Genomic DNA, 19,832 nt, shown 5'->3' with positions numbered 1-19,832 from the left:
GTGGTCGGTCGTCAAAGGTTTGCGTAATATGCCCCCTTTTTTGCGCTTCTTCCACGGAGCGCCGCTCAGGTAACCCATGAAAACGATCCGTATACGTGCCGAAGTCCTGGCAGGCCTCACCACATCTTTTGCATTGGTGCCCGAGTGCATCGCCTTTGCGCTGGTGGCCCATCTCAATCCGCTGATGGGGCTCTACGGTGCGTTCATCATCTGTACCCTGACTGCGCTGTTCGGCGGGCGTCCGGGCATGGTGTCCGGTGCGGCCGGTTCCATGGCCGTGGTGATCGTCGCGCTGGTGGTTCAGCAGGGCGTGCAGTATTTGCTGGCGACCGTATTGCTGGGCGGTCTGATCATGATCCTGTTCGGCTTGCTGCGGCTCGGCAAACTGGTGCGGCTGGTGCCGTATCCGGTGATGCTGGGCTTCGTCAACGGCCTGGCGATCGTCATCGCGATGGCGCAACTGGAACACTTCAAAGTGGGTGAATCATGGCTCAGCGGTACGCCGCTGTACGTGATGCTCGGGCTGGTGGCGCTGACCATGGCGATTGTCTACCTGTTGCCACGCCTGACCCGCGTTGCGCCGCCAGCGCTGGTGGCCATCCTCAGCGTCGGGCTGGCGGTCTACCTGCTTGGCCTGCCGACCCGCACCCTGGGCGACATGGCGCACATTGCTGGTGGCTTGCCGGTATTCGCCATGCCGGACATTCCGTGGAATCTGGAGACGCTGCGCATCATCGCGCCTTACGCGATCCTGATGGCGCTGGTCGGTCTGCTGGAAACCCTGCTGACCTTGAACCTGACCGACGAGATCACCGAAACCCGTGGTTATCCGGATCGCGAGTGCGTGGCACTGGGTGCTGCCAACGTGGTCTCCGGTGCCTTCGGCGGCATGGGCGGCTGCGCGATGATCGGCCAGACCGTGATCAACCTGAGTTCTGGCGGCCGTGGTCGTCTGTCGGGTGTGGTCGCGGGGTTGATGATCCTGATGTTCGTGCTGTTCCTCTCGCCGCTGATCGAGCGTATTCCATTGGCGGCGCTGGTCGGGGTGATGTTCGTGGTCGCCCAGCAGACCTTTGCCTGGGCTTCGCTGCGCGTGCTGCGTAAGGTGCCGGTCAACGACGTCCTGGCGATCATTGCCGTGACCGTGGTCACGGTGCTGACCGATTTGGCCACCGCAGTGCTGTTCGGGATTATCATTGCAGCAATCAATTTCGCTTGGCAGCAGGCTCGCGAGCTGTACGCCGACAGCCATGTCGAAGCCGACGGCAGCAAGGTCTACCACCTGCATGGCACGCTGTTCTTCGCCTCGACCACACCGTTTCTCGACCAGTTCAACCCGGCCAAAGACCCGGCGCAGGTGACACTGGATTGCCGCCACCTGAGCTTTGTCGATTACTCGGCCATCGCTGCGCTCAAAACCCTGCGCGAACGCTACGCCAAGGCGGGCAAGCATCTGCGTGTGGTCCACCTGTCCGAGCGCTGCAAGCGACTGCTCAAGCGTGCCGGCGTGCAGCATGCCTGAGTTGAGTTGAGTTGAGTTGAGTTGATGAGTTGCGTTGCGCGGCGCAGCCTCGTATAGGCTGGATGTCTTTTCTCCGATAGCGAAGGGTGTGTGCCTGATGGATGCCGTCTCTCCTCTGCAAGCCTACGAACGTGCCGTCCAGCGGGGTTTTCAGCCCGATCAGGCGCAGTTGCAGGCCGCCCGGCAATTGCAGGCGTGTTACGAGGGGCTGGCCGACGCTCGCGGTCGGGCCCGCGGCGTTTATCTGTGGGGACCGGTCGGGCGTGGCAAGACCTGGCTGATGGACCGCTTTTTCGAGAGCCTGAGCGTACCGGCCCGGCGTCAGCATTTTCATCACTTTATGCGTTGGGTGCACAAACGCATGTTCGAGTTGATGGGCACTTCCCAGCCGCTGACCGTGGTCGCCAGGGAGCTGGCGCGTGACGTACGGGTGATGTGTTTCGATGAGCTGTTCGTCACCGATATCGGCGACGCGGTGATCCTCGGCGGGTTGCTGCAGGTGATGTTCGAAGAGGGCGTGGTGCTGGTCTGCACGTCCAACCAGCCACCGGAGCAGTTATACAGCCATGGCCACAATCGCGAGCGCTTTCTGCCAGCGGTTGCGGCCATTCTCAAGTACATGGATGTCGTGGCCGTCGACGGCGGCGAGGATCACCGGCTGCACCCCGGGCAACTGCATCAGCGCTACTGGATTGCCGAAGCCGGTCGACCCAGTGCCTTGCAGGGCATCTTCGACGCGTTGAGCGCGGATCAGCCGGTCCACGATTCGCAGGTCATGCTCGGTTATCGCAGCATCAATGTGGTTCAGCATTCCGACACGGCCGTGTGGTGCCGCTATCGCGACCTTTGCGAACAGCCGCTGGCGGCCATGGATTTCATCGCCTTGTGTGATCGTTTTTCGGTGATTCTGCTCAGCGAGGTGCCGCTGCTGGGGGCCGCGCAGCGCGAAGCGAAAATTGCCCGCGGCACCGAGGATGGCGTCGAGCAGGTGACCGCAGGCGATCGCGAGCTGCCGCAGTTGTCGCCCAACGATGACGGCGTGCGCCGTTTCATCGCGCTGGTCGACGAGTGCTATGACCGGCGCATTCCGCTGTATGTCGAAGCGCCGGTGCCGATGGACGAGCTGTACACCGAGGGCTACCTGTCGTTTGCCTTCCGGCGCACCCTCAGTCGGCTTCAGGAAATGCAGCTGGAGCGTTTCACCGAGTCCTGACGCTCAGCTCGCGTCCCGGCGTCGCTGGGCCAGCATATGCTTGGCGCCTTCGATCATCAGGACCACCACGGCCAGCCAGATCGGCAGGTACGTCAGCCATTCATCGCGACTGATACTTTCGCCCAGCAGCAGGGCGACGCCGACCAGCAGGATCGGCTCGACATAACTGAGCAGCCCGAACAGGCTGAACGGCAGCAGGCGGCTGGCAAGAATGTAACTGACCAGCGCCGAGGCACTGATCACCCCGAGCAGCGGAATCAGCAGGTACAACAGCGGTGCCTGCTGAATGGCCTGCGGATGGCCGTGGGCGATGAACCACAGGCCGATGGGCAGCATCAGCAGCATGTCGAACCAGAGCCCGCCGAGGTGATCGGTCTTGAGCTTGCGACGCAGCACGAAGTACAGCGGATAGCCGCCCGCGACCAGCAGGGTTTCCCAGGAGAAACTGCCCAGCCGCCACAGCTCATGCGCCACGCCGATCAGGGCAAACACCGCAGCGACTTTCTGCAGGTAGGAGAGGTGCTCGCCATACACCACGCGGCCGGTGAGAATCATGCTCAGCGGCAGCAGGAAATAGCCCAGCGATACCTCCAGACTGCGCCCGTGCAGCGGCGCCCACATGAAGATCAGCAACTGCGCACCGAGCAGCACCGAAGACAGCAGCAGCGCGAAGATCAGCAGCGGTTGCTGCCTGAGCCGGACAGCCACTTCGCGGACTCGCCGCCAGTCACCGCTGACCAGCATGAACAGCGTCGCGCAGGGCACGGTGAGCAGCATGCGCCAGCCAAAGATTTCTTCACCGTCGAGCGGGGCCATCAGTGACGTATAGAAATACATGACCCCGAACAGCGTTGACGCCAGGACCGACAGCACCACACCTTTGTACACAACGGCCTCCGCAACAGCTGAATCGACAGATTGCGCACCTGTCTGGTGCGCGCGGAGGCTAGTTTAGTGTGCAGGGTCGCAAAAAGCTCGGATTTGCAGGCGCAACGTTCGTCAGGCGAGGGCGCACGGATGTCACCCTGCACCTGACCGAAAACGGGCGCGTCAGGCGGGCGATTCAAGGTGTCGCCAGAGCGCATCACCGTTGAAGTCGCGAATGATGTCCCGGGCACCGGCCGCTCGCAGCTGACCCTCATCCAGCCCCGACAGCATGCCGAAGGTATGGATCCCGGCGGCGCTCGCCGATTGTACGCCGGCCAGCGAGTCCTCGAAGGCAAGCGCCTGATCGGCCGTCACACCGAGCAGTTCCAAGGCCGTGAGATAAGGCATCGGATGTGGTTTGCCACGTGCCAGCTCACCGCCGATCACGATGGTGTCGAACCGGTCGACAATGCCCAGGCCGGTCAGCATGGCCATGGCGTTTTCACGGGGCGCATTGGTCACCACTGCGGTGCGCAGGCCGGTTTCGCGCGCGTGATCCAGGATACGCAACACGCCTGCCACCGGGATCGTCTCGCCCAGTTGAGCGCGAAACATGGCCTCTTTCTCCGCCGCCAGACTGGCGTATTGCGCCGCCGGAATATCGGGAAACAGGCCGCCAAAAATCATGTCATCCGGAAAGCCCATGACATGGGCCTTGTAATAACCGATGTCCATCGAACGTTCCCAGCGTGCGAGCAGCTGGTTATAGGCGTTCAAATGCAGTTCATCGGTGTCGATAAGCGTTCCGTCCAGATCGAACAACAGCGCGCGAAGGGCCATCGATTCCTACTCCTTTGAGGGGGCGGTAGTGTTGCCGGCAGACCAGGCACCACGCAGGGCGGGGACCAGCGGCAACATGAGAAGGGGATAGACGATCAGCAGGCTGAAAGCCGCCTCGACCCCGATTCGTTCGGACAGCAGCCCGAGCAGAAACGGCGCCAGCAGCAGCGCCACACCGACCGCCTGTGATGCCTGGGTACTGAGCGTCGAGCTGGCCTGTGGCGCAATACGCATGGCCGAGCCAAGAATCAGCGGAAAGAAATTGCCCAGGCAGGCACCGAGCACGAACGTGAGGATCGCTGTGCCAATGACGCCTTGTACGAACGACAGCACCAGCAGCGTGGCAATGGCGCTGAATATCACCAGGGTCAGCAATGTAAACGGTGAGACCCGGCGTAGCGCATAGCTGCTGACCAGTCGCCCGCAGACGGTGCCGGCAAAGTACAGGCTCATCAGCGTCGCTGCGACCGACGCGCTGGTCTGTACATGGGTCTTGATGTACTCCGCGCCCCAGAACCCCACGCCCCATTCCGCCGAGATCCCGAGTATCACCAGGGCCCACAGACTGAGCCGGGTCAGGCGTTGCAGGCGCGGGGTATCGACCCTTTGCGATGAGGCGTTGTGGCCGGCCCCGGACTTATGAATAGTCAGCGGCAGGCAGAACATGACCAGCGCCCAGCTGCTGACCAGCAGCGGAGCCATGCGCCACGACAGCCCGATGGCCGTCGCGGCGCCCACCAACAGCGCGCCGCCCAGTACACAGAGGCCCGCGACGATGTGAGCTTCCACCAGTTTGGCGGCAGCCTGCCGACCATACAGTCTGCCGAGCATGGCCTGTCCGACAGCCATGACCAGACCACCCGAGAAGCCCATCAGTACGCTGCCCGGCAGTGTCATGGTCAAACCGCCGGCGATCGAAAACAGTCCGCTGGCCAGCACGATAGAGCCTATGGCGATACGACCGATGCCGATTGCCAGTGCCCGGCCCTCCAGCCAGCGATAGGGCACCCCGATCAGCACCAGCCCCAAGGCGTATGCGGCGAAATGCAGGCCGGTCCAGCGCAGATCAAGATTGAATTCGGCACGCAGAAACGGCATCAGTGGTCCGAGCATGCCTTGCTGAGCCCCGAACAGGCCGAACATCAGGTAAATCCCCCACGGCCGCCGCTCCGTTCTTGCCGGCGCAGAGGGTGACTGCATCGATTGGTTGTGGGCCATGTCGGTCATAGGCCAGCCTTTGTGTCGAACAGTGAATGCCAGCGTGCGCAACGGGCTACTTTGGTATGGCTGGCCTCGATGGCATCCAGCGCCTTTAGGTCGGCCGCTGCCAGTGTATCGCTCGACACGCCACCGACCACGACCTTGCCATAGCGTCGGCTGATGGCAGCAGCGCCCGGCGAAAGCATCCAGCCAAGTGCCTGCAGCGCTTGTGTCGCACGCGGCGAACCGGCGCGACAGCCGAACACTTCGAACTCGTAGCGACGTGCATCACCGGGCACGCACCAGTGCAGGGAACCGCGCTGCGCCGCTGCGCGAGTAGCAGCCGTGGACACCGTCACGCCGACCAGCGCATGGCCCTTGATCACCGCCTCTATCGGGGCGGTGGACGACCCGCTGATCGATGGCCGCAGTTGTGCAATCTGAGCGAGCCTGTCCCAGGCCTGCTCGCCGTACTCTTCGAGCAGCGCGCTCAGGTGCAGATAGCCTGCGCCCGAGCGTCCCGGATCTGGCAAGGCAATCCGATTCGCCCACGCCGGTGCGCACAGCGCTTCCCAGGACAGTGGCGGCGTGAGGTCGTGAGTGGCGAGTACTTGCGGGTCATAACAAAAGGCCGGGACAAAGCCTGACGGGCTGAACCAGCGTCGGTCGACGGCAATCGCCTGCGCGGGCAGCGTCGAGCAATCAAGCGCGTCCAGCGTCAGCAACTGCGAGTTCAGTGCAGGATCGAGCAGGGCGGTGGCAGCCGTCCCCAACAGCAGATCCCAGTCGCCTGCCGTGCCATCGATCACGCGTTCGATCAATTCTGATGTGGACCAGCGCGAGAGGCGCACCGGTACACCGATATGCTCGCTGATGCCTGCCACGAACTCGGCCAGTTCGGCATTTTCCATCGAGCTGATAGCGATAAGTTCATCCATGCCCGGCCTCAATCCAGCAGTCCATGCAGCTTGGCGTACTGTAGCAGCATGATGGTCTTGCCGTCGCAGATCGCCCCGGTGTCTATCATGGCCAGCGCTTCGTCCAGCGGCAGCTCGAGAACCTCGATTTCTTCGCCTTCCGCTTCCAGACCACCGCCGTCGCTCAGCTTGTTTTCATCGAAATATTCGCCGACGAAAAAGTACAGCCGCTCGGTCACCGACCCAGGGCTCATGAACGCTTCGAAGACCTTGCGCACCTCCTGGATGCGATAACCGGTTTCTTCCTCGGTCTCCTTGCGGATACAGGTTTGCGGATCGTCGCGATCCAGCAACCCGGCGCAGGTTTCGACCAGCATGCCGTCGTGCTCGTTGACGAAGGCCGGAAAGCGGAATTGCCGGGTCAGGACGACGGTCTTCTTCAGCTTGCTGTAGAGCAGGATGGTTGCACCGTTGCCGCGGTCGTAGGTTTCCCGGGTCAGGGTGCGCCAGGCGCCGTTGCGCCCCTGAAAGTCATAGGTGGTCTTGCGCAGTACGTACCAGTTGTCCGAGAGCACTTCGACCTTCTTGATACGCACTCTGTCCTGAGTGGTGCCCGGATTGTTCATGCCTTGGCCCCCAGGTGAGTGGCGTTGGGGGCAACCGTCAGCAGGCGCGCGATCATTTCCGGATCGCGGTGCTCGGGGGCGGTCATGACGGCGGTGTCCAGCGCATGATCACACCCGGCTGAGCAGGTACCCTGGTGTTCGCCCAACCGCGTCACGGCTTCGGTGACCAGACGGCGTGTCAGTGCGACCGTATCGGCCATTCGCTGGGCGACCAGCGTCGCGTTGACCTGTTCATGGGACTCGTGCCAGCAGTCGAAGTCCGTGGGGATGGCAATCATTGCGTAGCAGAGCTCCGCTTCGCGTGCCAGCTTGGCTTCCGGCATGGCGGTCATGCCGATCACGGTGCCACCCCATTGGCGATAGAGGCTGGACTCGGCGCGTGTCGAAAACTGCGGCCCTTCCATGACCACGTAGGTGCCGCCGTTGCGGGCCTGCACGTTGGCGGCTTCTGCGGCGCTGGCCAGCACCGAACGCATGCGCCCGCACACCGGGTCGCCAAACGGTACGTGACCGACCAGTCCCGGCCCGAAGAACGTCTTGTCGCGCTTGATGGTGCGATCGATGAACTGGTCGATCAGCACGAAGCTGCCCGGCGGTGCATCGTGGCTCAGGCTGCCCACGGCACTCACCGACAACAGTTGAGTGCAGCCGACACTGCGCAGCGCGGCAATATTGGCGCGCACATTGATGAACGCGGGCGGGATGGTATGGCCCACACCGTGGCGCTGCACGAACGCCACCGGCACCTCGTTGAGGGTGCCCAGCGTGACGGGAGAAGAGGGTTTGCCGAACGCCGTTTCGCACTCGACGAGCTGTATGTCCTTCAAACCGGGCAACTGTTGAAGGCCACTGCCGCCGATGATGCCGATACGTTGAATGTGCTGATGTGCCTGGGTATTCATACGCTGCCTCTGGTTTTCAAGATGGTTTCTGGATGTCCGGTGGTCACCAGACGCTCATACAGTTCGGATAGCGCAGTGGGTGCGCTGCCGCGTCGAAGCAGCAGGCCTTCACTGGCGTTGTTGCTGTAGCGTGGCTCATGGATTTTCAGATGCCGGTCAATCGCCGGCAGGTAGTTCCAGCGCACGCCGGGGTACAGCGAGTGCGCCAGGTGATAGGCGTCGGACGTCGGCGCGATGAACACGCGAATCAGCCACCCGGTGATGCCGAAATAATCGGTGGGTCGGCCTGCCAGGTATTCAAGATCGCGTCGGTCCCTGGACGTCCCTTCGACAAACCAGCGGTGCTCGGTGAGCAGTGACACCCAGGCAAACACCGGATACGACGTTAGCAGCGGAACCAGCCAGCCAAACAGCACGCCTTTCCAGCCGCCTGCCCAGTAGAGCAGCGCGGTAACCGCCAGCAGACACACGACGCGAACCACCGTGCTCAGACGCGAGTGATTCAGCAGACTGTTGCGCGCCATGGTGCTGAGATTGACCCGGGCCCCCTGGGGCGTCAGCGGATAGAGCAGCAACCAGTAGAATTTGCCGGGGGAGATGCCGGCCACGTAGCCACCGGCATGCACCCGTGCGCGGTTGGGGTCGAGATCCGGATGATTGGGGTTACGATGGTGTTCCAGCGTGTGGGTCTGGTGTCGGCTGCGCATGTCACGTTTGAACGCTGGAAACTGATAGAAAATATCGCTCAGCCACCACTGCCAATCATGATTGGGGCATAGCGCAAAATGCACGGCGTTATGGCCAAACTCCTGCAGCGCACGCAGCCGTCCGCCGCTCCACAGCACCACCATCAGCCACGCCAGCGGCGAGGAGTAGAGTGATGCGAGCAGCACGGCGGCCACGATGTCCAGCCAGGTCCAGATGAACGGCAGCGGCGCGAGCCAGCCATCCAGCGGTCGGTAATAGTGCTCCTTGCGGTCAGGGAGGCGGGGTGTCAGGCGCAGCAATCGCAATATGCGCTGCTTGTCGCGGTAGTAAAAGGCAACGATCGCACGCAAGGTCAATGCAGTGGCGATCAGGCCAGACAGAACAATGTGCGATGTGGCCATGCTCAGGCACCCCCGGTTTTGGCGTGCGGTATGGGGAAGGGCGTGAAGCGTTCGAGCAGATCGCCCAGGCCATCGAACAGCGGGGCACCACTGAGTCGCAGGCGTTCGCTGTTCTGATGGCCTGTCGCAACCAGTACCGGCGACCAGCCCACGGCATTTGCGACGTCGAAGTCATGCAGCGTGTCGCCGACAAACAGGGTGCGTGAGGCCGGTGTGCCCAGGGTTTTCTGCAGCACTACGGCCTCGGCGGTCTTGCTGGTGGCCTGGTTATGGCTCAGCCCCACGACATGTTCGAAACAGTCATACAGGCCCTTCGCGCGCAGGGTCTGAACCAGAACGTCACAGTGCGATGCCGACAGGATCGAGACGCCGATTCCGAGCCTGCGCGCCGCGTCGAGAAACTCGATCACACCCGGTTGCAGCGGGCAGCGGGCAACGTTTGCGTCGAAGTGCGCGAGGTAGTGCTGCACGATGGTAGAGAACGGCACACGGTCCAGGTCGAAGCCGAGTGATGCGTAGAACCCGGCAATCGGAAAGTCGAACCTTGCCCGGTATTGTTCGGCGGTGACAGGCGCGACGCCGAACTGCTCGCCACAGCGATTCACGGCGCAGACGGCAAGATCGAGGTCGTCGATCAACGTACCGTTCCAGTCGAACACCACATGCTCTATGCCGGAAAAATGCAGGATGTCGTCGATCATTGTCGGGTATTCCGGGAAAGTACGGCATTGAGAGCGATACGCGACACAAGCGCTGGCGAATACACCCGCGCCGGGTCCATCACCAGGTTAGTCACACTGATCTGCGTTTCCAGCGCACGACGATTGCTGGCCGAGAGCGCACCCAGCCCGGCGCCATACCAATGGTCGAAACGTGTGCGCCAGGTGCGTTCCCCGGAGGTTTCCGGGAAACGGAAATCTTCGGTCGTGGCCATGTTCCAGGCACCGTCAACGACACTGCACAGCAGGCCCTGCAACTGATGGCAGCGGAGTGATTTATCCAGCAGTGCGTCAAGGCGCTCATCGATGCAATCGGCTTCGAGTGCCGCGATGGTCATGCCCTGGCTGTACAGCGGATTCATGCTGCTTAACGCATCGCCCACCACCAGCAGACCCTCTGGCCAGTGTTTGAGACGGTCGTAGTGAGTGCGGCGACTGCCAGGCATCTTGAACGTAAAGATCTCCGAGAGTGGCTCGGCCTCGCGGATGACGTCATGGATGTCCGGGACGGGCAGGCTGGCCAGTGCCTGAAGAAACTCGTCGGGGTCCTTGCCGGGGAAGTGGCCGAACCAGCCCCCGGTGGTGACCATCCAGCGATCGCCCTCGATCGGGCTGATGACCCCCATCGAGCGCTGGGCCGGAGCGGTTGGCAGCACCAGCAATACTTGCCATTGTTCAGCGAAGGCAGGAAGCCGTTTGTAGATGCGCGATGCGTAGCCCAGTTCTGTCTTGACCACACTGTGTTGCACGTTGCCGAAGCCTGCGTCTTTCAGCCAGGAAGGCATGTGCGTGCCGCGGCCGCTGGCATCCACCAGCAGGTCGCAGGACAGGTTGCGCTCGCCCGAGCCGTCATCGATCGCGACGCCGCTCACCTGACGCAGGTTTTCGGCACCGCAAAACTCGATGCGCGTGACCCGTGTACCGGACAGAATGCTGACCTGCGGTACTGTCGTCAGGCAACGGCGCAACTGGTTGTCGATGAGCCGGCGGCTGCAATAGTGAGCTTCGATGCCGCTGCGATAACGGTTTTTCCAGCGGCCGCGTTGATACCACTTCACATCATGTCCGAGGTCCGCCACCTGAGCGCCGCTTTGTTCGAGCGCACTCAGCAGACCCGGATAGATCCGCTCCATGATCTGCTTGCCGCGCAACAGCAGCAGGTGCACATGATGTTCTTGAGGCAGGCTCTGACGCGGGCCTGTCTCGTCGTAAAAGTCGCCTTTTTCGACGACAGTGACACGCTCGAAGCGGCGCGCCAGCACGGCAGCGGTGAGGCAGCCGGTGACACTGCCGCCTATTACTACCGCATGGCCCGAGCGCAGGGCCGGTTCAATCGGGAGAGTAGTCATTGAGCACCTTGGCGATGTAATGCAGATCGTCGTCCAGCAGATTCTGGTGCAGAGGCACCGTCGTCAGTGAACGCAGCAATCTGGCAGCGTTAGGGCAGTCGCGTTGATACCGGGTCAGCAGCGGCAACTGGTAAAGCGGCTGGTTATCGTACTTGCCGATGTCCGATTCGATACCGTGGCGTTGCTGGTAGTGCACCAGTTGGCGACCGTCATGCCCCACTGACTGCAGGAGCAGCGAGTAGGCGTTGACTGCGCCGCCTTTGACGACAGGCAGCTCGCGAAACGCCGGGTTGTCGAGCATGGACAGAAGACGATCGCGGTTTCTCATCCGGCGTTCGAGATGCGAATAGAGCTGACGCGAACGGGCCAGTCCCAGCGCCGCCTGCAGCCCGCCCAGCTTCAGGTTGATGCCCAGCGACTCGCCTGTCAGGTTGCCGAAACGGGTATAGGCGCGGATTCGTCTGGCCCGGTCGTCGTCATCGGTCATCACGAAGCCGCCTTCGCCGGTCGAGATGAATTTGCAGTCATGGGTACTGAAACAGCTGATATCCCCATGCCGTGCGAGCCAGGTGCCGTCCAGCCGGGTCATGTGTGCGTGGGCCAGATCCTGGATCAGAGGAATACCGGCTTGGCGCATGGTCGCCCAGGTTTCATTCGAGCGAATCGGATAGCCCCACATCGGTACTTCGATGACTGCGCAGGTACGAGGGCCTATGCAGCGCTGCAGGTCTTGCGGATCCAGGCCGAAACTGTCCTGCGCGACATCGCAGAAAACCGGCACAAGCCCCAGCGAGAGGATCGGCAGGACCGTACAGATCGGCCCCGTCGGGGCGACGATGACTTCGTCGCCCGGCTTGAAGTCGACACCGGCAAGCGCAGCGGTCACTGATGCTGCACCCGAAGACACAGCGATCACATGCTTGATGCCATACAGCCCGGAAAGCGCCGCTTCGTATTCATCGACCACCTGCGAAGTGCCTGTCAGGCCCGAATGCAGCGCCCGCTCCAGCTCATGCAGGTCATCGATCGAATGCATCGGCCCTTTCTGGGTAATGGTGCGCATCCGGGTAATGGTATTCAGGCTCATGGTGCCACCTTCATTCCCACCAGATCCCACAGCGCATCGTCCGCAAAAACCCGGTCGACCATTCGCCGGAAATTGGGAAACATCTTCAGGTCTGCGGTTTCCGCATGGCTGAAGAACCGCGCATGCTCGACTTCCCGGTTGTCCGGGCAGGCCTGCAGGCTGGTTGCCGTGACATAAATCAGGTCCAGGTGATAGTGCGGGCCGCGTTTGTCATTGATGTATTCGCACAGCACCCGGTAAGGCTGATGCAGGACGGTGACATCGGTTTCGACATCGGCGAGCTCTTCATCACGCTCGCCGAGCAGCTCGGCATGAATGCCCGTCTCTTCGAAAATCTCCCTGAGCACCGCGACGTCGGGGGTTTCACCCTGTTCTATGTGGCCGCCCGGATAGAGCCAGACGCCCAGCTTGCGGTGATGCAACAGCAGCATCTTGCGCTCCGGGTTCAAGACGAATCCGGATGCGGTGAAATGCCGATCCAGTTGTGAGCGATCGAGTGGTTCAGTCATTTATGCGCCACCGTACTGGTTGATGCGATCAGCCATATAGTCGAGCTCCGCCCGGGTAATGCCCGGATGAACCGGAATCGTCGTCATGCCTGCCAGCAGCGCTTCTGCATTCGGGCATTCGTTGCGGTACTGTGCCAGTGCCGGGAACTCATAGAGTGCCTTGCAACCGTAGCGCTTGATGTCGGAAGGGATGCCGGCGTCGTCGAGGTAATCGATGAATGCACGGTTGTCGGCGAAGTGCAGCTCAAGGTTCAGGAAGTAATAGTTAGGCAGGCCGCCGTCGATGATTTTCTTCTCCCGGACCTTGCTGTGGTCGAGCCGGGCAAGAAAGTACGCCGCGTTCTCTCTGCGTTTCTGGATCTGCTCATTCAGTGACGCCAGGCGGCTGCCGCCCAGCGCCGCTGGCAGTGCAGCGAGTTTGTAGTTGAGGCCGAAATCCTTGCCATTGAGGTTGCCAAAGCGGCTGTAGTCGCGGCAGCGCTGCGCCAATGCATCGTCGTCGGTGAGAATGAAACCGCCTTCGCCGGTTGCCAGTGGTTTGCGCTCGTGGGTGCTGAAACAGGACAGGTCGCCGAACTGCGAAAGCGGGCGGCCTTCCAGCGTTGTGCCATGCGAATGGGCCAGGTCGAGAATCAGCTTGATACCCAGCTCACGGGTCAGGGTGCGCAACTCGTCGACTTCCGTCGGATAGCCCCACATCGGAATATCGATGATGGCCTTGGTGCGTGAGGTCATGCGCGCTTTTATGGACGTCGGATCGGCACCGAAGCCGTGGGCTCGGGTGTCGACGAAGATAGGGTTGGCCCCGGCGGCGATGATCGGGTAGATCGTGCACAGCGGGCAGCTGGGCGTCAGCAGAACGTCGTCGCCCGGACCGACCCCGGAGGCGTAGATAGCGACACTTAACGCGGCACCACCTGACGATACGGCAATGGCGTGTTGCGCTTCGAACCAGGCGGCGAGTTTGCTTTCGTATTCGCCGACCACATCGCTGGTCCCCGACAGCGGACGCTCCAGCGTCAGTTGCATGGTCAGCAGGTCGTCCGCATACACCGGGCGATATTTATCCGAAACAGCAGGTCGGGCAGTGGTGTTACTGGAAAGACTGGACATGTGTGCAAGCTCCGAAAACAGGCATTGGTGGCGTAGGGTCAGGCGCTCAGGGCCAGGTCGGGTCGAGCGACGGCATCTGCCTTGCAAATGCTTTCGATGACCTCATAGGTCGGCCGCAGGCTTTCGAAGCTCGCCTCATAAGCGGTGTTGTGACGAACGGCATGGAAGAACTGCTCCAGTTCGCCGAAGTAGCCACTGCGCTCATACCCGGAATCCAGAGGCCCCGGCTGCCAGGCGCCTCTCCAGCGTTTACCCGGACCGGTAGCGCTGGTGCCGTGCTCCGGCTCGTGCATGGTGATATTCCACAGGTTATTGAGCTCGACCATCATCGAGTTCGAACTGACGATTTTCATGTCGAATTCAAAGTAGGGGAACATTGTTCCGCTGAGCAGACTGACGCTGGCGCCGGTGGTGAATTGCAGCTCCAGACTGACCAGTAACGAATCGCCATGACGTTGCACTCGCGACTCGATATCACGCAGCTCGCCGCCGCCGAACGTGACGCCCAGATCGATGGTATGGATGGCCTGTGCGAGCAGGAACGACCTCAACGTTGAGTCGAGCCCCCAGAGTGGCGAGGTGGGTTTGCTGGCGTAGTGGTTGAGCTGGATATGCACGACCTGGCCGAATTGTTCGGCACTGGTCATCTGCCGCAACTGACGCATGGGCTTGGCAAATTTGAAGTTCATGCCGACGCCGGTGATCACGTTCGAGCGGCGACTTGCGTCGATCAACTGGTCCAGTTCGTCAAGGGTGAAGCAAGGCGGCTTCTCGACGAAGACATGCACACCTTTGGCCATTGCCTTGAACGCAAGATCGCGGTGAGCCTGGGGCGGGCAGGCCATGACGACCGCATCGAGCCCGGCGTTTGCGAGCATGTCGTCGAAATCGTCCGTGATCATCACATTCGATACAAAACGATTGATCTGCTCGGCTCGGCGGCGATCACTGTCGCAGACCGCCACAATACGAATGTCCGGCATTTGCAAAAGCGTGGGCAGCAGATTTTCCTGCATCTGTGCGCCGAGACCAACAATGCCAACTTTGAGTCCAGTCATAATCATCTCCGTCTTGAAAAGTCAGATGTAGTTCATGGGAAAACAAGGGCGAGCGCGTACACGAATTCCGTAACGGATTAGCCGAAGGGCAAACCGAATGAGTGCAGTGTTCGTTTTGAGTTGGTAAAGCAGGGCAGCAGTGCCCTAAGGTATGAGGCCCGTCAGGCAGGGGGGACTGCCATCATGTGCTGCAGACTGGCTTGTGACGGGGGGCATCAAGTCAGGGGCGTTCGATATCCGTGGCAACCGGTCAAGCACGTTGCACAGCAGGACAGAAGATTGACGATTGAGGGGGTTCGACACGCGCGGAGGGCCGGAGCCTTTATTGTTCTGACTGATTCCGGTGAGGAACAGTACGCTGGCGAAAGACTCATGCGTTGCGTTACGCAGGGAGCGATGGTTTTTCGTTCGGGCAAGTATTCATATATCGAATCCTCCATGAACATCTGGTTCTTCCGTGGCCGCTGACGACTCCCAAAGGGAACATCTCATCGGTTAGTTGCACTAACCCAGTGCGGGAATGAATCTAACCCAGCCTTTTACGCATGGCAATAAACAGGTCTAGACCAAAAAAACATAAAAGAAGGTTACGAAGATTATGCTTTCGTATTAAGTTCATTGAGACACCTTGCAATGATTTTGATATTTAACGATTTTTTCAGTTATCCTTGGCGTTTGCTGGCTTTTTGCCAATCATGGATACACAGATTATTCATGTTTAAGGTGCTTTTGAGTAGGCGTGAATCGATTGCGTATCATAAGTTTGTCTGACGCTTTGGTTTCTGAAGTGCCGAGTTTCGCGACTCGTGGCGACCCAACCCCAAAAAGGAGCATGCATGACCTCTTTCAGCACCGCAGCCCAGGATGCCAAGGCTCGGGCGGAGCAGTCTTCGACGCGTATCGCGTTTTTCATTGCCGGTTTCAGCGTGGCCTCGTGGGCGCCGCTGGTGCCTTACGTCAAACAGCGGATGGGCCTCGATGAGGGCACGCTCGGGCTCTTGTTGCTGTGTCTGGGGGTGGGCTCGATCATTTCGATGCCGCTGGCGGGAGCACTGGCGGCGCGGTTTGGCTGTCGGCGTCTGCTGGTGTGTTCGACGCTGCTGATCTGCCTGTGCCTGCCGCTGCTGGCGACGATTTCCAGTCTGCCGCTATTGATCGCCACGCTGTTTCTGTTTGGCGCGAGCATGGGCGGTGTGGATTGCACGGCCAACGTGCAGGCGGTGATTGTCGAGCGCGCCAGCGGCAAGACCATGATGTCGGGGTTTCACGGCCTGTTCAGCCTCGGCGGGATTATCGGTGCAGCGGGCGTCGCCGGCTTGCTCAGCCTGGGTATCTCGCCTTTTGTTGCGATGCTGATTGTGGTGGTGCTGACCCTGGCTGCGCTGGCGAAAGCGGCGCCAAATCTATTGCCCTATGGCAGTCCGTCCGACGGGCCAGCGTTTGCGATCCCGCGTGGCGTGGTGCTGTTCATCGGCCTGCTGTGCTTCACCGTATTTCTGGCCGAAGGCGCGATGCTCGACTGGAGCGCGGTATTCCTGACCTCGTTGCGTGGTGTCGAGCCTTCCTATGCCGGGCTGGGCTATGCGGTATTCGCCGCGACCATGACCCTGGGACGGCTGTTTGGCGATGCAGTGGTAAAACGGGTCGGCTCCAATCGAGTGATTATTCTCGGCGGACTGTGTGCCGCGGCAGGCCTGGCCGTCGCGACATTGATCCCGTTCTGGCAGGCGGCGCTGCTGGGGTATGCACTGGTGGGGGCGGGTTGCTCGAACATCGTGCCGGTCTGCTACAGCGCAGCCGGCCGGCAGAAGACCATGCCCGAAAGCGTGGCGATCCCGGCCATCACCACAGTCGGTTATGCCGGGATTCTGATCGGTCCTGCGGCAATCGGTTTCATTGCCCATGTCAGCAGCCTTGAACTGGCGTTCATGATCGTTGCTGTGATGCTGGTGGGCGTGGCGATCGGGGGCAGCAAACTCAGGACCTGATCGGTATTACAACCTGCGCGCCATCCCCGACACCCGGATCGAGCTTCCCGGTTGCTGCGGGATTTCGGCGCGCAGGCGCGACGGGCTGCCCATGTCCTCGCCCTGAATAATGTCTATCAAACCGCCATGCGGCCAGCCGATATCGCGTAGATAGCCGCCCAGTGCTGCCGTGGCAGCGCCCGTGGCCGGGTCTTCGTAGACGCCGCCGAATGCAAACGGGTTGCGCGTGTGGAACAACTGATCGGTCTCGGCCCACGCCAGCAGAATCGTCGCCCAGCCTTCACGGACCATCAGGTCGTGACCCGCCTGCTGGTCATAGCGCATATCCTTGAGCCTGGCCCGGCTGTTCAACGCCAGCAGCAAATGGCCGGCACCGCCATTGATATGCGCGGGGGTAATGCGCTCATCCAGATCGGTCTGGCTATAGCCGAACAGCGCAAGGGCTTCTTCCAACAACGGCGCGCTGACCGGCTTGCTGAAAGTGGGCGGCGATTGCAGCGCCGCCGACGTCAGCGAGCCCTGCGCATGGCCCTCGACAGTAATCTGCGCCTGATTGAGTGTCAGCTGAAACACGCCATCGCCTTGCTGCGCCGCCAGCGCTGCGCCCAGAGCGACGGTCGCGTGCCCGCAAAACGGTACTTCTGCCAGCGGCGAGAAATACCGCACCCGCCAGCCGCTTTCGACAGGCGCAGCGAACGCCGTTTCGGAAAAACCGATGTCGGCGGCAATCTGCTGCATGACGGCATCATCGGGTAACGCATTGCCGATCCATACGCCTGCCGGGTTGCCACCGCGATCGCCATCGCTGAACGCCGCCAGTTTGAGTACTTCAGTTGTCATCGAAAGGTGTCCTTGCCTGGGTCAGTAGGGGACAGTGTGCAATGACGAGGATTTGATTAGCCAGTGAGAACATTTGATGCACGGTATGTGTGTGCCTCACACTTCACACCTCGCCAGACGTCGCTGCACCAGGCGTTCACGCAGTGTGTCGTAGGCCCAGTTGAACAGCAGGGTGTAGGGCAGAAACATCAGCAGCAGACCGATGTCCAGCCAGAACGCTTCCATCAGGCTGATCGTCAGCCACCATGCGGCCAGCGGCACCACGGCCAGAATGAGTCCGGCTTCGAAACCCGTTGCGTGCAGGATGCGGACCGTCAGGCTCATGGTAAATCCGTAGCGGTTGCGCAGGCGGTCGAACAGCGCGTTGTAGGTCATGTTCCACAGCATGGCGATGGTCGAGATCATCACCGTCATGGCGCCCATCATCGCCAGTGACTGTTCCATCAGCCAGGCCAGCAGTGGTGCGACCAGAATCACACCGCCGATCTCGAACAGCGCGGCATGCATCGCCCGCTCACGCAGGGTTTTGCTGGCGACGCCGGGTTGCCGGTCGGTGTGCGGTTGGCTGTTACTCATGACTACGCGGCCCTTGGTGCTGATGGATGGCGGTATTATCATCGGTGTTTGCGTTAAGCTGAAAATCAATACCATCGGTTAAACCGATATGAGAGCGCCATGAGTTATTCGCCAGAAGCCCTGGAAGCCTTCGCCCAGATTGCCGCGCTGGGTTCGTTTAGCGCCGCCGCACGCCGTCTGGGCAAGAGTCAATCGACCATCAGTGAAGCGATCGCCCGCCTGGAAATCGATCTGGGGCTGGAGCTGTTCGATCGCTCTTCCAGGCAACCGGTCCTGACCGACGCGGGGAGGGTCATGCTGGGCCGTGTCGATGATCTGCTGTGCGCCTCGGACCGGCTGCGTCGTGCTGCCGCGCGGCTTGCGGCAGGCGTCGAGCCACGGCTGACGCTGGTGCTGTCGGATGCCAACCAGTTTGCCGATTTCGAACGGCTGATGACCGAGCTCGATCAACGCTTTCCAGAGCTGGAGATGGAATGCGTGTTCGCCGAGCATGGCGACGCCATCAGCCTGGTGCAGTCGGGCAGGGCGTCACTGGGGCTGCTGTCGGCGCAAGCCAGCTACCCACCGGAAATCGGTCACGCGACCATCGAGGAAAGTGCCGATTTCGGTCTGTTCGTGTCGCACAAACATCCGCTTGCCGCGCTGGAACGGGTCGATTACCAACAGCTGGCCCGCTATCGCGCCTTGCGCCTCAATACGCTGATCGAGCACAGCATCCCCACTGACGACCTGCCCACCAGCGGCCATCGGCATTGGTCGGCACCCAATTACCTGCTGTTGATGGACATGGCTGCGTTCGGCTTTGGCTGGTCGGCATTGCCGCGCTGGCTGGTGTCGCGCTATTCGGGCGGCCTTCTGAAAGAGCTGCAAGTCTCCGGCTGGCCGCGGCGCTCGGCGGTGGACGTCATCTGGTCGTTTCAGCGCAGTCTGGGGCCTGCGGGTGCGTGGCTGCTGGAGTCGTTGGTGCCGTTCGCGGGAGAGTGAGGCGGGGTTGCGCAATTTCCTGTACGCCACAAGCCTTTCCAGCCTCGCGACTGCAACAGAATCCGGCTATAAAGAGTGCCTGCAACCCGACAGCAGAAGGAATCAGGCATGGCTTTCGATTGGCACTCCGGCCTCATCACGCGTGATACGCCGGTGAATGACACCTATCGGAACACGCAGAACGTGAGGCGCTTCATGACCTTGCAGTGCGGGGCGTCGTTCAGGTTTGATCGGCCATTCATGGCATGGATCAACAATGGCGAGACCAAGACCATGGGGCAAGTCGTGGACCAATGGCTGCACCTGCATGCTGCTTCCTCAGCGTCGAACTGACATCGCGCGCCGGAATGGGACAGTTCCTGCAGGGCACGCTCCTGGACTCCTGAAGGCTGTTCACACAATCGTATCTCGCT

20 protein-coding genes are annotated in these 19,832 nt (G+C 61.2%); 5 read left to right on the top strand and 15 right to left on the bottom strand.

The window, feature by feature from the left end; genetic code table 11:
• The first annotated feature begins 76 nt into the window (after positions 1 to 76).
• Together GE543_RS18555 and zapE are read left to right on the top strand one after the other, a co-directional pair.
• Entirely contained in the window at positions 77 to 1,522 is a 1,446-nt protein-coding gene (locus tag GE543_RS18555) for a SulP family inorganic anion transporter (protein WP_153222095.1), read from the top strand.
• A gap of 97 nt (positions 1,523 to 1,619) precedes the next feature.
• Positions 1,620 to 2,735, top strand: coding sequence for a cell division protein ZapE (gene zapE, locus GE543_RS18550; RefSeq protein ID WP_004410979.1), 1,116 nt, complete (start codon positions 1,620 to 1,622; stop codon positions 2,733 to 2,735).
• A gap of 3 nt (positions 2,736 to 2,738) precedes the next feature.
• Here zapE and rarD read toward each other — a convergent pair whose 3' ends face one another.
• The 13 genes from rarD to GE543_RS18485 form a co-directional block, all read right to left on the bottom strand.
• Entirely contained in the window at positions 2,739 to 3,623 is an 885-nt protein-coding gene (rarD, locus tag GE543_RS18545) for an EamA family transporter RarD (protein ID WP_003417740.1), read from the bottom strand.
• Between the two features lie 162 nt (positions 3,624 to 3,785).
• Positions 3,786 to 4,442 (bottom strand): HAD family phosphatase, encoded by a 657-nt coding sequence (locus GE543_RS18540; RefSeq protein WP_153222094.1) that lies wholly within the window; start codon positions 4,440 to 4,442, stop codon positions 3,786 to 3,788.
• 6 nt (positions 4,443 to 4,448) lie between these two features.
• A complete protein-coding gene (locus GE543_RS18535) occupies positions 4,449 to 5,669 on the bottom strand; it encodes a sugar MFS transporter (RefSeq protein WP_153222093.1) in 1,221 nt (406 codons plus the stop codon).
• On the bottom strand, positions 5,666 to 6,580 hold the full coding sequence (locus GE543_RS18530; RefSeq protein ID WP_153222092.1) for an ABC transporter substrate-binding protein: 915 nt from the start codon (positions 6,578 to 6,580) through the stop codon (positions 5,666 to 5,668). The genes GE543_RS18535 and GE543_RS18530 overlap by 4 nt, the downstream gene beginning before the upstream one ends.
• A gap of 8 nt (positions 6,581 to 6,588) precedes the next feature.
• A complete protein-coding gene (gene nudK, locus GE543_RS18525) occupies positions 6,589 to 7,185 on the bottom strand; it encodes a GDP-mannose pyrophosphatase NudK (RefSeq protein WP_046237237.1) in 597 nt (198 codons plus the stop codon).
• The gene (gene mtnP, locus GE543_RS18520; protein ID WP_153222091.1) at positions 7,182 to 8,087 is read right to left on the bottom strand and encodes an S-methyl-5'-thioadenosine phosphorylase; all 906 of its coding nucleotides are present in this window, start codon (positions 8,085 to 8,087) and stop codon (positions 7,182 to 7,184) included. The genes nudK and mtnP overlap by 4 nt, the downstream gene beginning before the upstream one ends.
• On the bottom strand, positions 8,084 to 9,196 hold the full coding sequence (locus tag GE543_RS18515; RefSeq protein ID WP_153222090.1) for a fatty acid desaturase: 1,113 nt from the start codon (positions 9,194 to 9,196) through the stop codon (positions 8,084 to 8,086). The genes mtnP and GE543_RS18515 overlap by 4 nt, the downstream gene beginning before the upstream one ends.
• Before the next feature lie 2 nt (positions 9,197 to 9,198).
• Complete coding sequence (locus tag GE543_RS18510) at positions 9,199 to 9,897, bottom strand: HAD family hydrolase (protein WP_153222089.1); 699 nt, start codon at positions 9,895 to 9,897, stop codon at positions 9,199 to 9,201.
• Positions 9,894 to 11,264, bottom strand: a complete 1,371-nt coding sequence (locus GE543_RS18505; protein ID WP_153222088.1) for an NAD(P)/FAD-dependent oxidoreductase — start codon at positions 11,262 to 11,264, stop codon at positions 9,894 to 9,896. The genes GE543_RS18510 and GE543_RS18505 overlap by 4 nt, the downstream gene beginning before the upstream one ends.
• Positions 11,245 to 12,351 carry a DegT/DnrJ/EryC1/StrS family aminotransferase gene (locus GE543_RS18500; RefSeq protein WP_153222087.1) on the bottom strand — a complete coding sequence of 369 codons (1,107 nt, stop codon included), beginning with the start codon at positions 12,349 to 12,351 and terminating at the stop codon, positions 11,245 to 11,247. Before GE543_RS18500 ends, GE543_RS18505 begins: the two co-directional genes overlap by 20 nt.
• Complete coding sequence (locus GE543_RS18495; protein WP_003417728.1) at positions 12,348 to 12,860, bottom strand: NUDIX hydrolase; 513 nt, start codon at positions 12,858 to 12,860, stop codon at positions 12,348 to 12,350. Before GE543_RS18495 ends, GE543_RS18500 begins: the two co-directional genes overlap by 4 nt.
• Entirely contained in the window at positions 12,861 to 13,973 is a 1,113-nt protein-coding gene (locus GE543_RS18490; protein ID WP_153222086.1) for a DegT/DnrJ/EryC1/StrS aminotransferase family protein, read from the bottom strand.
• 38 nt (positions 13,974 to 14,011) lie between these two features.
• On the bottom strand, positions 14,012 to 15,031 hold the full coding sequence (locus tag GE543_RS18485; protein ID WP_004410946.1) for a Gfo/Idh/MocA family protein: 1,020 nt from the start codon (positions 15,029 to 15,031) through the stop codon (positions 14,012 to 14,014).
• 836 nt (positions 15,032 to 15,867) lie between these two features.
• Between GE543_RS18485 and GE543_RS18480 the strand changes: the two genes are divergently transcribed.
• Positions 15,868 to 17,019 (top strand): MFS transporter, encoded by a 1,152-nt coding sequence (locus GE543_RS18480; protein WP_004410943.1) that lies wholly within the window; start codon positions 15,868 to 15,870, stop codon positions 17,017 to 17,019.
• 6 nt (positions 17,020 to 17,025) lie between these two features.
• Here the strand turns inward: GE543_RS18480 and GE543_RS18475 are convergent, their stop codons facing one another.
• Both GE543_RS18475 and GE543_RS18470 read right to left on the bottom strand, forming a co-directional pair.
• Positions 17,026 to 17,859: a PhzF family phenazine biosynthesis protein gene (locus GE543_RS18475; RefSeq protein ID WP_003417724.1), complete on the bottom strand. Its 834-nt coding sequence runs from the start codon at positions 17,857 to 17,859 to the stop codon at positions 17,026 to 17,028.
• A 96-nt stretch (positions 17,860 to 17,955) separates the two neighbouring features.
• Complete coding sequence (locus GE543_RS18470; protein WP_153222085.1) at positions 17,956 to 18,435, bottom strand: multidrug/biocide efflux PACE transporter; 480 nt, start codon at positions 18,433 to 18,435, stop codon at positions 17,956 to 17,958.
• A gap of 99 nt (positions 18,436 to 18,534) precedes the next feature.
• On the opposite strand from GE543_RS18470, the gene GE543_RS18465 reads away from it, so the two are divergent.
• Positions 18,535 to 19,419 carry a LysR family transcriptional regulator gene (locus GE543_RS18465; RefSeq protein WP_153222084.1) on the top strand — a complete coding sequence of 295 codons (885 nt, stop codon included), beginning with the start codon at positions 18,535 to 18,537 and terminating at the stop codon, positions 19,417 to 19,419.
• Between the two features lie 108 nt (positions 19,420 to 19,527).
• Complete coding sequence (locus GE543_RS18460; RefSeq protein WP_153222083.1) at positions 19,528 to 19,752, top strand: DUF6434 domain-containing protein; 225 nt, start codon at positions 19,528 to 19,530, stop codon at positions 19,750 to 19,752.
• The last annotated feature ends 80 nt before the right edge of the window (positions 19,753 to 19,832 follow it).

This window comes from Pseudomonas sp. SZ57, from assembly GCF_009495975.1.
GTDB classification, from domain to species: domain Bacteria; phylum Pseudomonadota; class Gammaproteobacteria; order Pseudomonadales; family Pseudomonadaceae; genus Aquipseudomonas; species Aquipseudomonas syringae.
This window is presented reverse-complemented; position numbering and strand designations above follow the sequence as displayed.

Excerpts from the sequence above, each read along its gene's own strand:
- GE543_RS18555 (WP_153222095.1), top strand. The coding sequence starts at position 77 with ATGAAAACGATCCGTATACGTGCCGAAGTCCTGGCAGGCCTCACCACA.
- zapE (WP_004410979.1), top strand. The coding sequence starts at position 1,620 with ATGGATGCCGTCTCTCCTCTGCAAGCCTACGAACGTGCCGTCCAGCGG.
- GE543_RS18540 (WP_153222094.1), bottom strand. The coding sequence starts at position 4,442 with ATGGCCCTTCGCGCGCTGTTGTTCGATCTGGACGGAACGCTTATCGAC.
- GE543_RS18535 (WP_153222093.1), bottom strand. The coding sequence starts at position 5,669 with ATGACCGACATGGCCCACAACCAATCGATGCAGTCACCCTCTGCGCCG.
- GE543_RS18530 (WP_153222092.1), bottom strand. The coding sequence starts at position 6,580 with ATGGATGAACTTATCGCTATCAGCTCGATGGAAAATGCCGAACTGGCC.
- nudK (WP_046237237.1), bottom strand. The coding sequence starts at position 7,185 with ATGAACAATCCGGGCACCACTCAGGACAGAGTGCGTATCAAGAAGGTC.
- mtnP (WP_153222091.1), bottom strand. The coding sequence starts at position 8,087 with ATGAATACCCAGGCACATCAGCACATTCAACGTATCGGCATCATCGGC.
- GE543_RS18515 (WP_153222090.1), bottom strand. The coding sequence starts at position 9,196 with ATGGCCACATCGCACATTGTTCTGTCTGGCCTGATCGCCACTGCATTG.
- GE543_RS18510 (WP_153222089.1), bottom strand. The coding sequence starts at position 9,897 with ATGATCGACGACATCCTGCATTTTTCCGGCATAGAGCATGTGGTGTTC.
- GE543_RS18505 (WP_153222088.1), bottom strand. The coding sequence starts at position 11,264 with ATGACTACTCTCCCGATTGAACCGGCCCTGCGCTCGGGCCATGCGGTA.
- GE543_RS18500 (WP_153222087.1), bottom strand. The coding sequence starts at position 12,351 with ATGAGCCTGAATACCATTACCCGGATGCGCACCATTACCCAGAAAGGG.
- GE543_RS18495 (WP_003417728.1), bottom strand. The coding sequence starts at position 12,860 with ATGACTGAACCACTCGATCGCTCACAACTGGATCGGCATTTCACCGCA.
- GE543_RS18490 (WP_153222086.1), bottom strand. The coding sequence starts at position 13,973 with ATGTCCAGTCTTTCCAGTAACACCACTGCCCGACCTGCTGTTTCGGAT.
- GE543_RS18485 (WP_004410946.1), bottom strand. The coding sequence starts at position 15,031 with ATGACTGGACTCAAAGTTGGCATTGTTGGTCTCGGCGCACAGATGCAG.
- GE543_RS18480 (WP_004410943.1), top strand. The coding sequence starts at position 15,868 with ATGACCTCTTTCAGCACCGCAGCCCAGGATGCCAAGGCTCGGGCGGAG.
- GE543_RS18475 (WP_003417724.1), bottom strand. The coding sequence starts at position 17,859 with ATGACAACTGAAGTACTCAAACTGGCGGCGTTCAGCGATGGCGATCGC.
- GE543_RS18470 (WP_153222085.1), bottom strand. The coding sequence starts at position 18,435 with ATGAGTAACAGCCAACCGCACACCGACCGGCAACCCGGCGTCGCCAGC.
- GE543_RS18465 (WP_153222084.1), top strand. The coding sequence starts at position 18,535 with ATGAGTTATTCGCCAGAAGCCCTGGAAGCCTTCGCCCAGATTGCCGCG.
- GE543_RS18460 (WP_153222083.1), top strand. The coding sequence starts at position 19,528 with ATGGCTTTCGATTGGCACTCCGGCCTCATCACGCGTGATACGCCGGTG.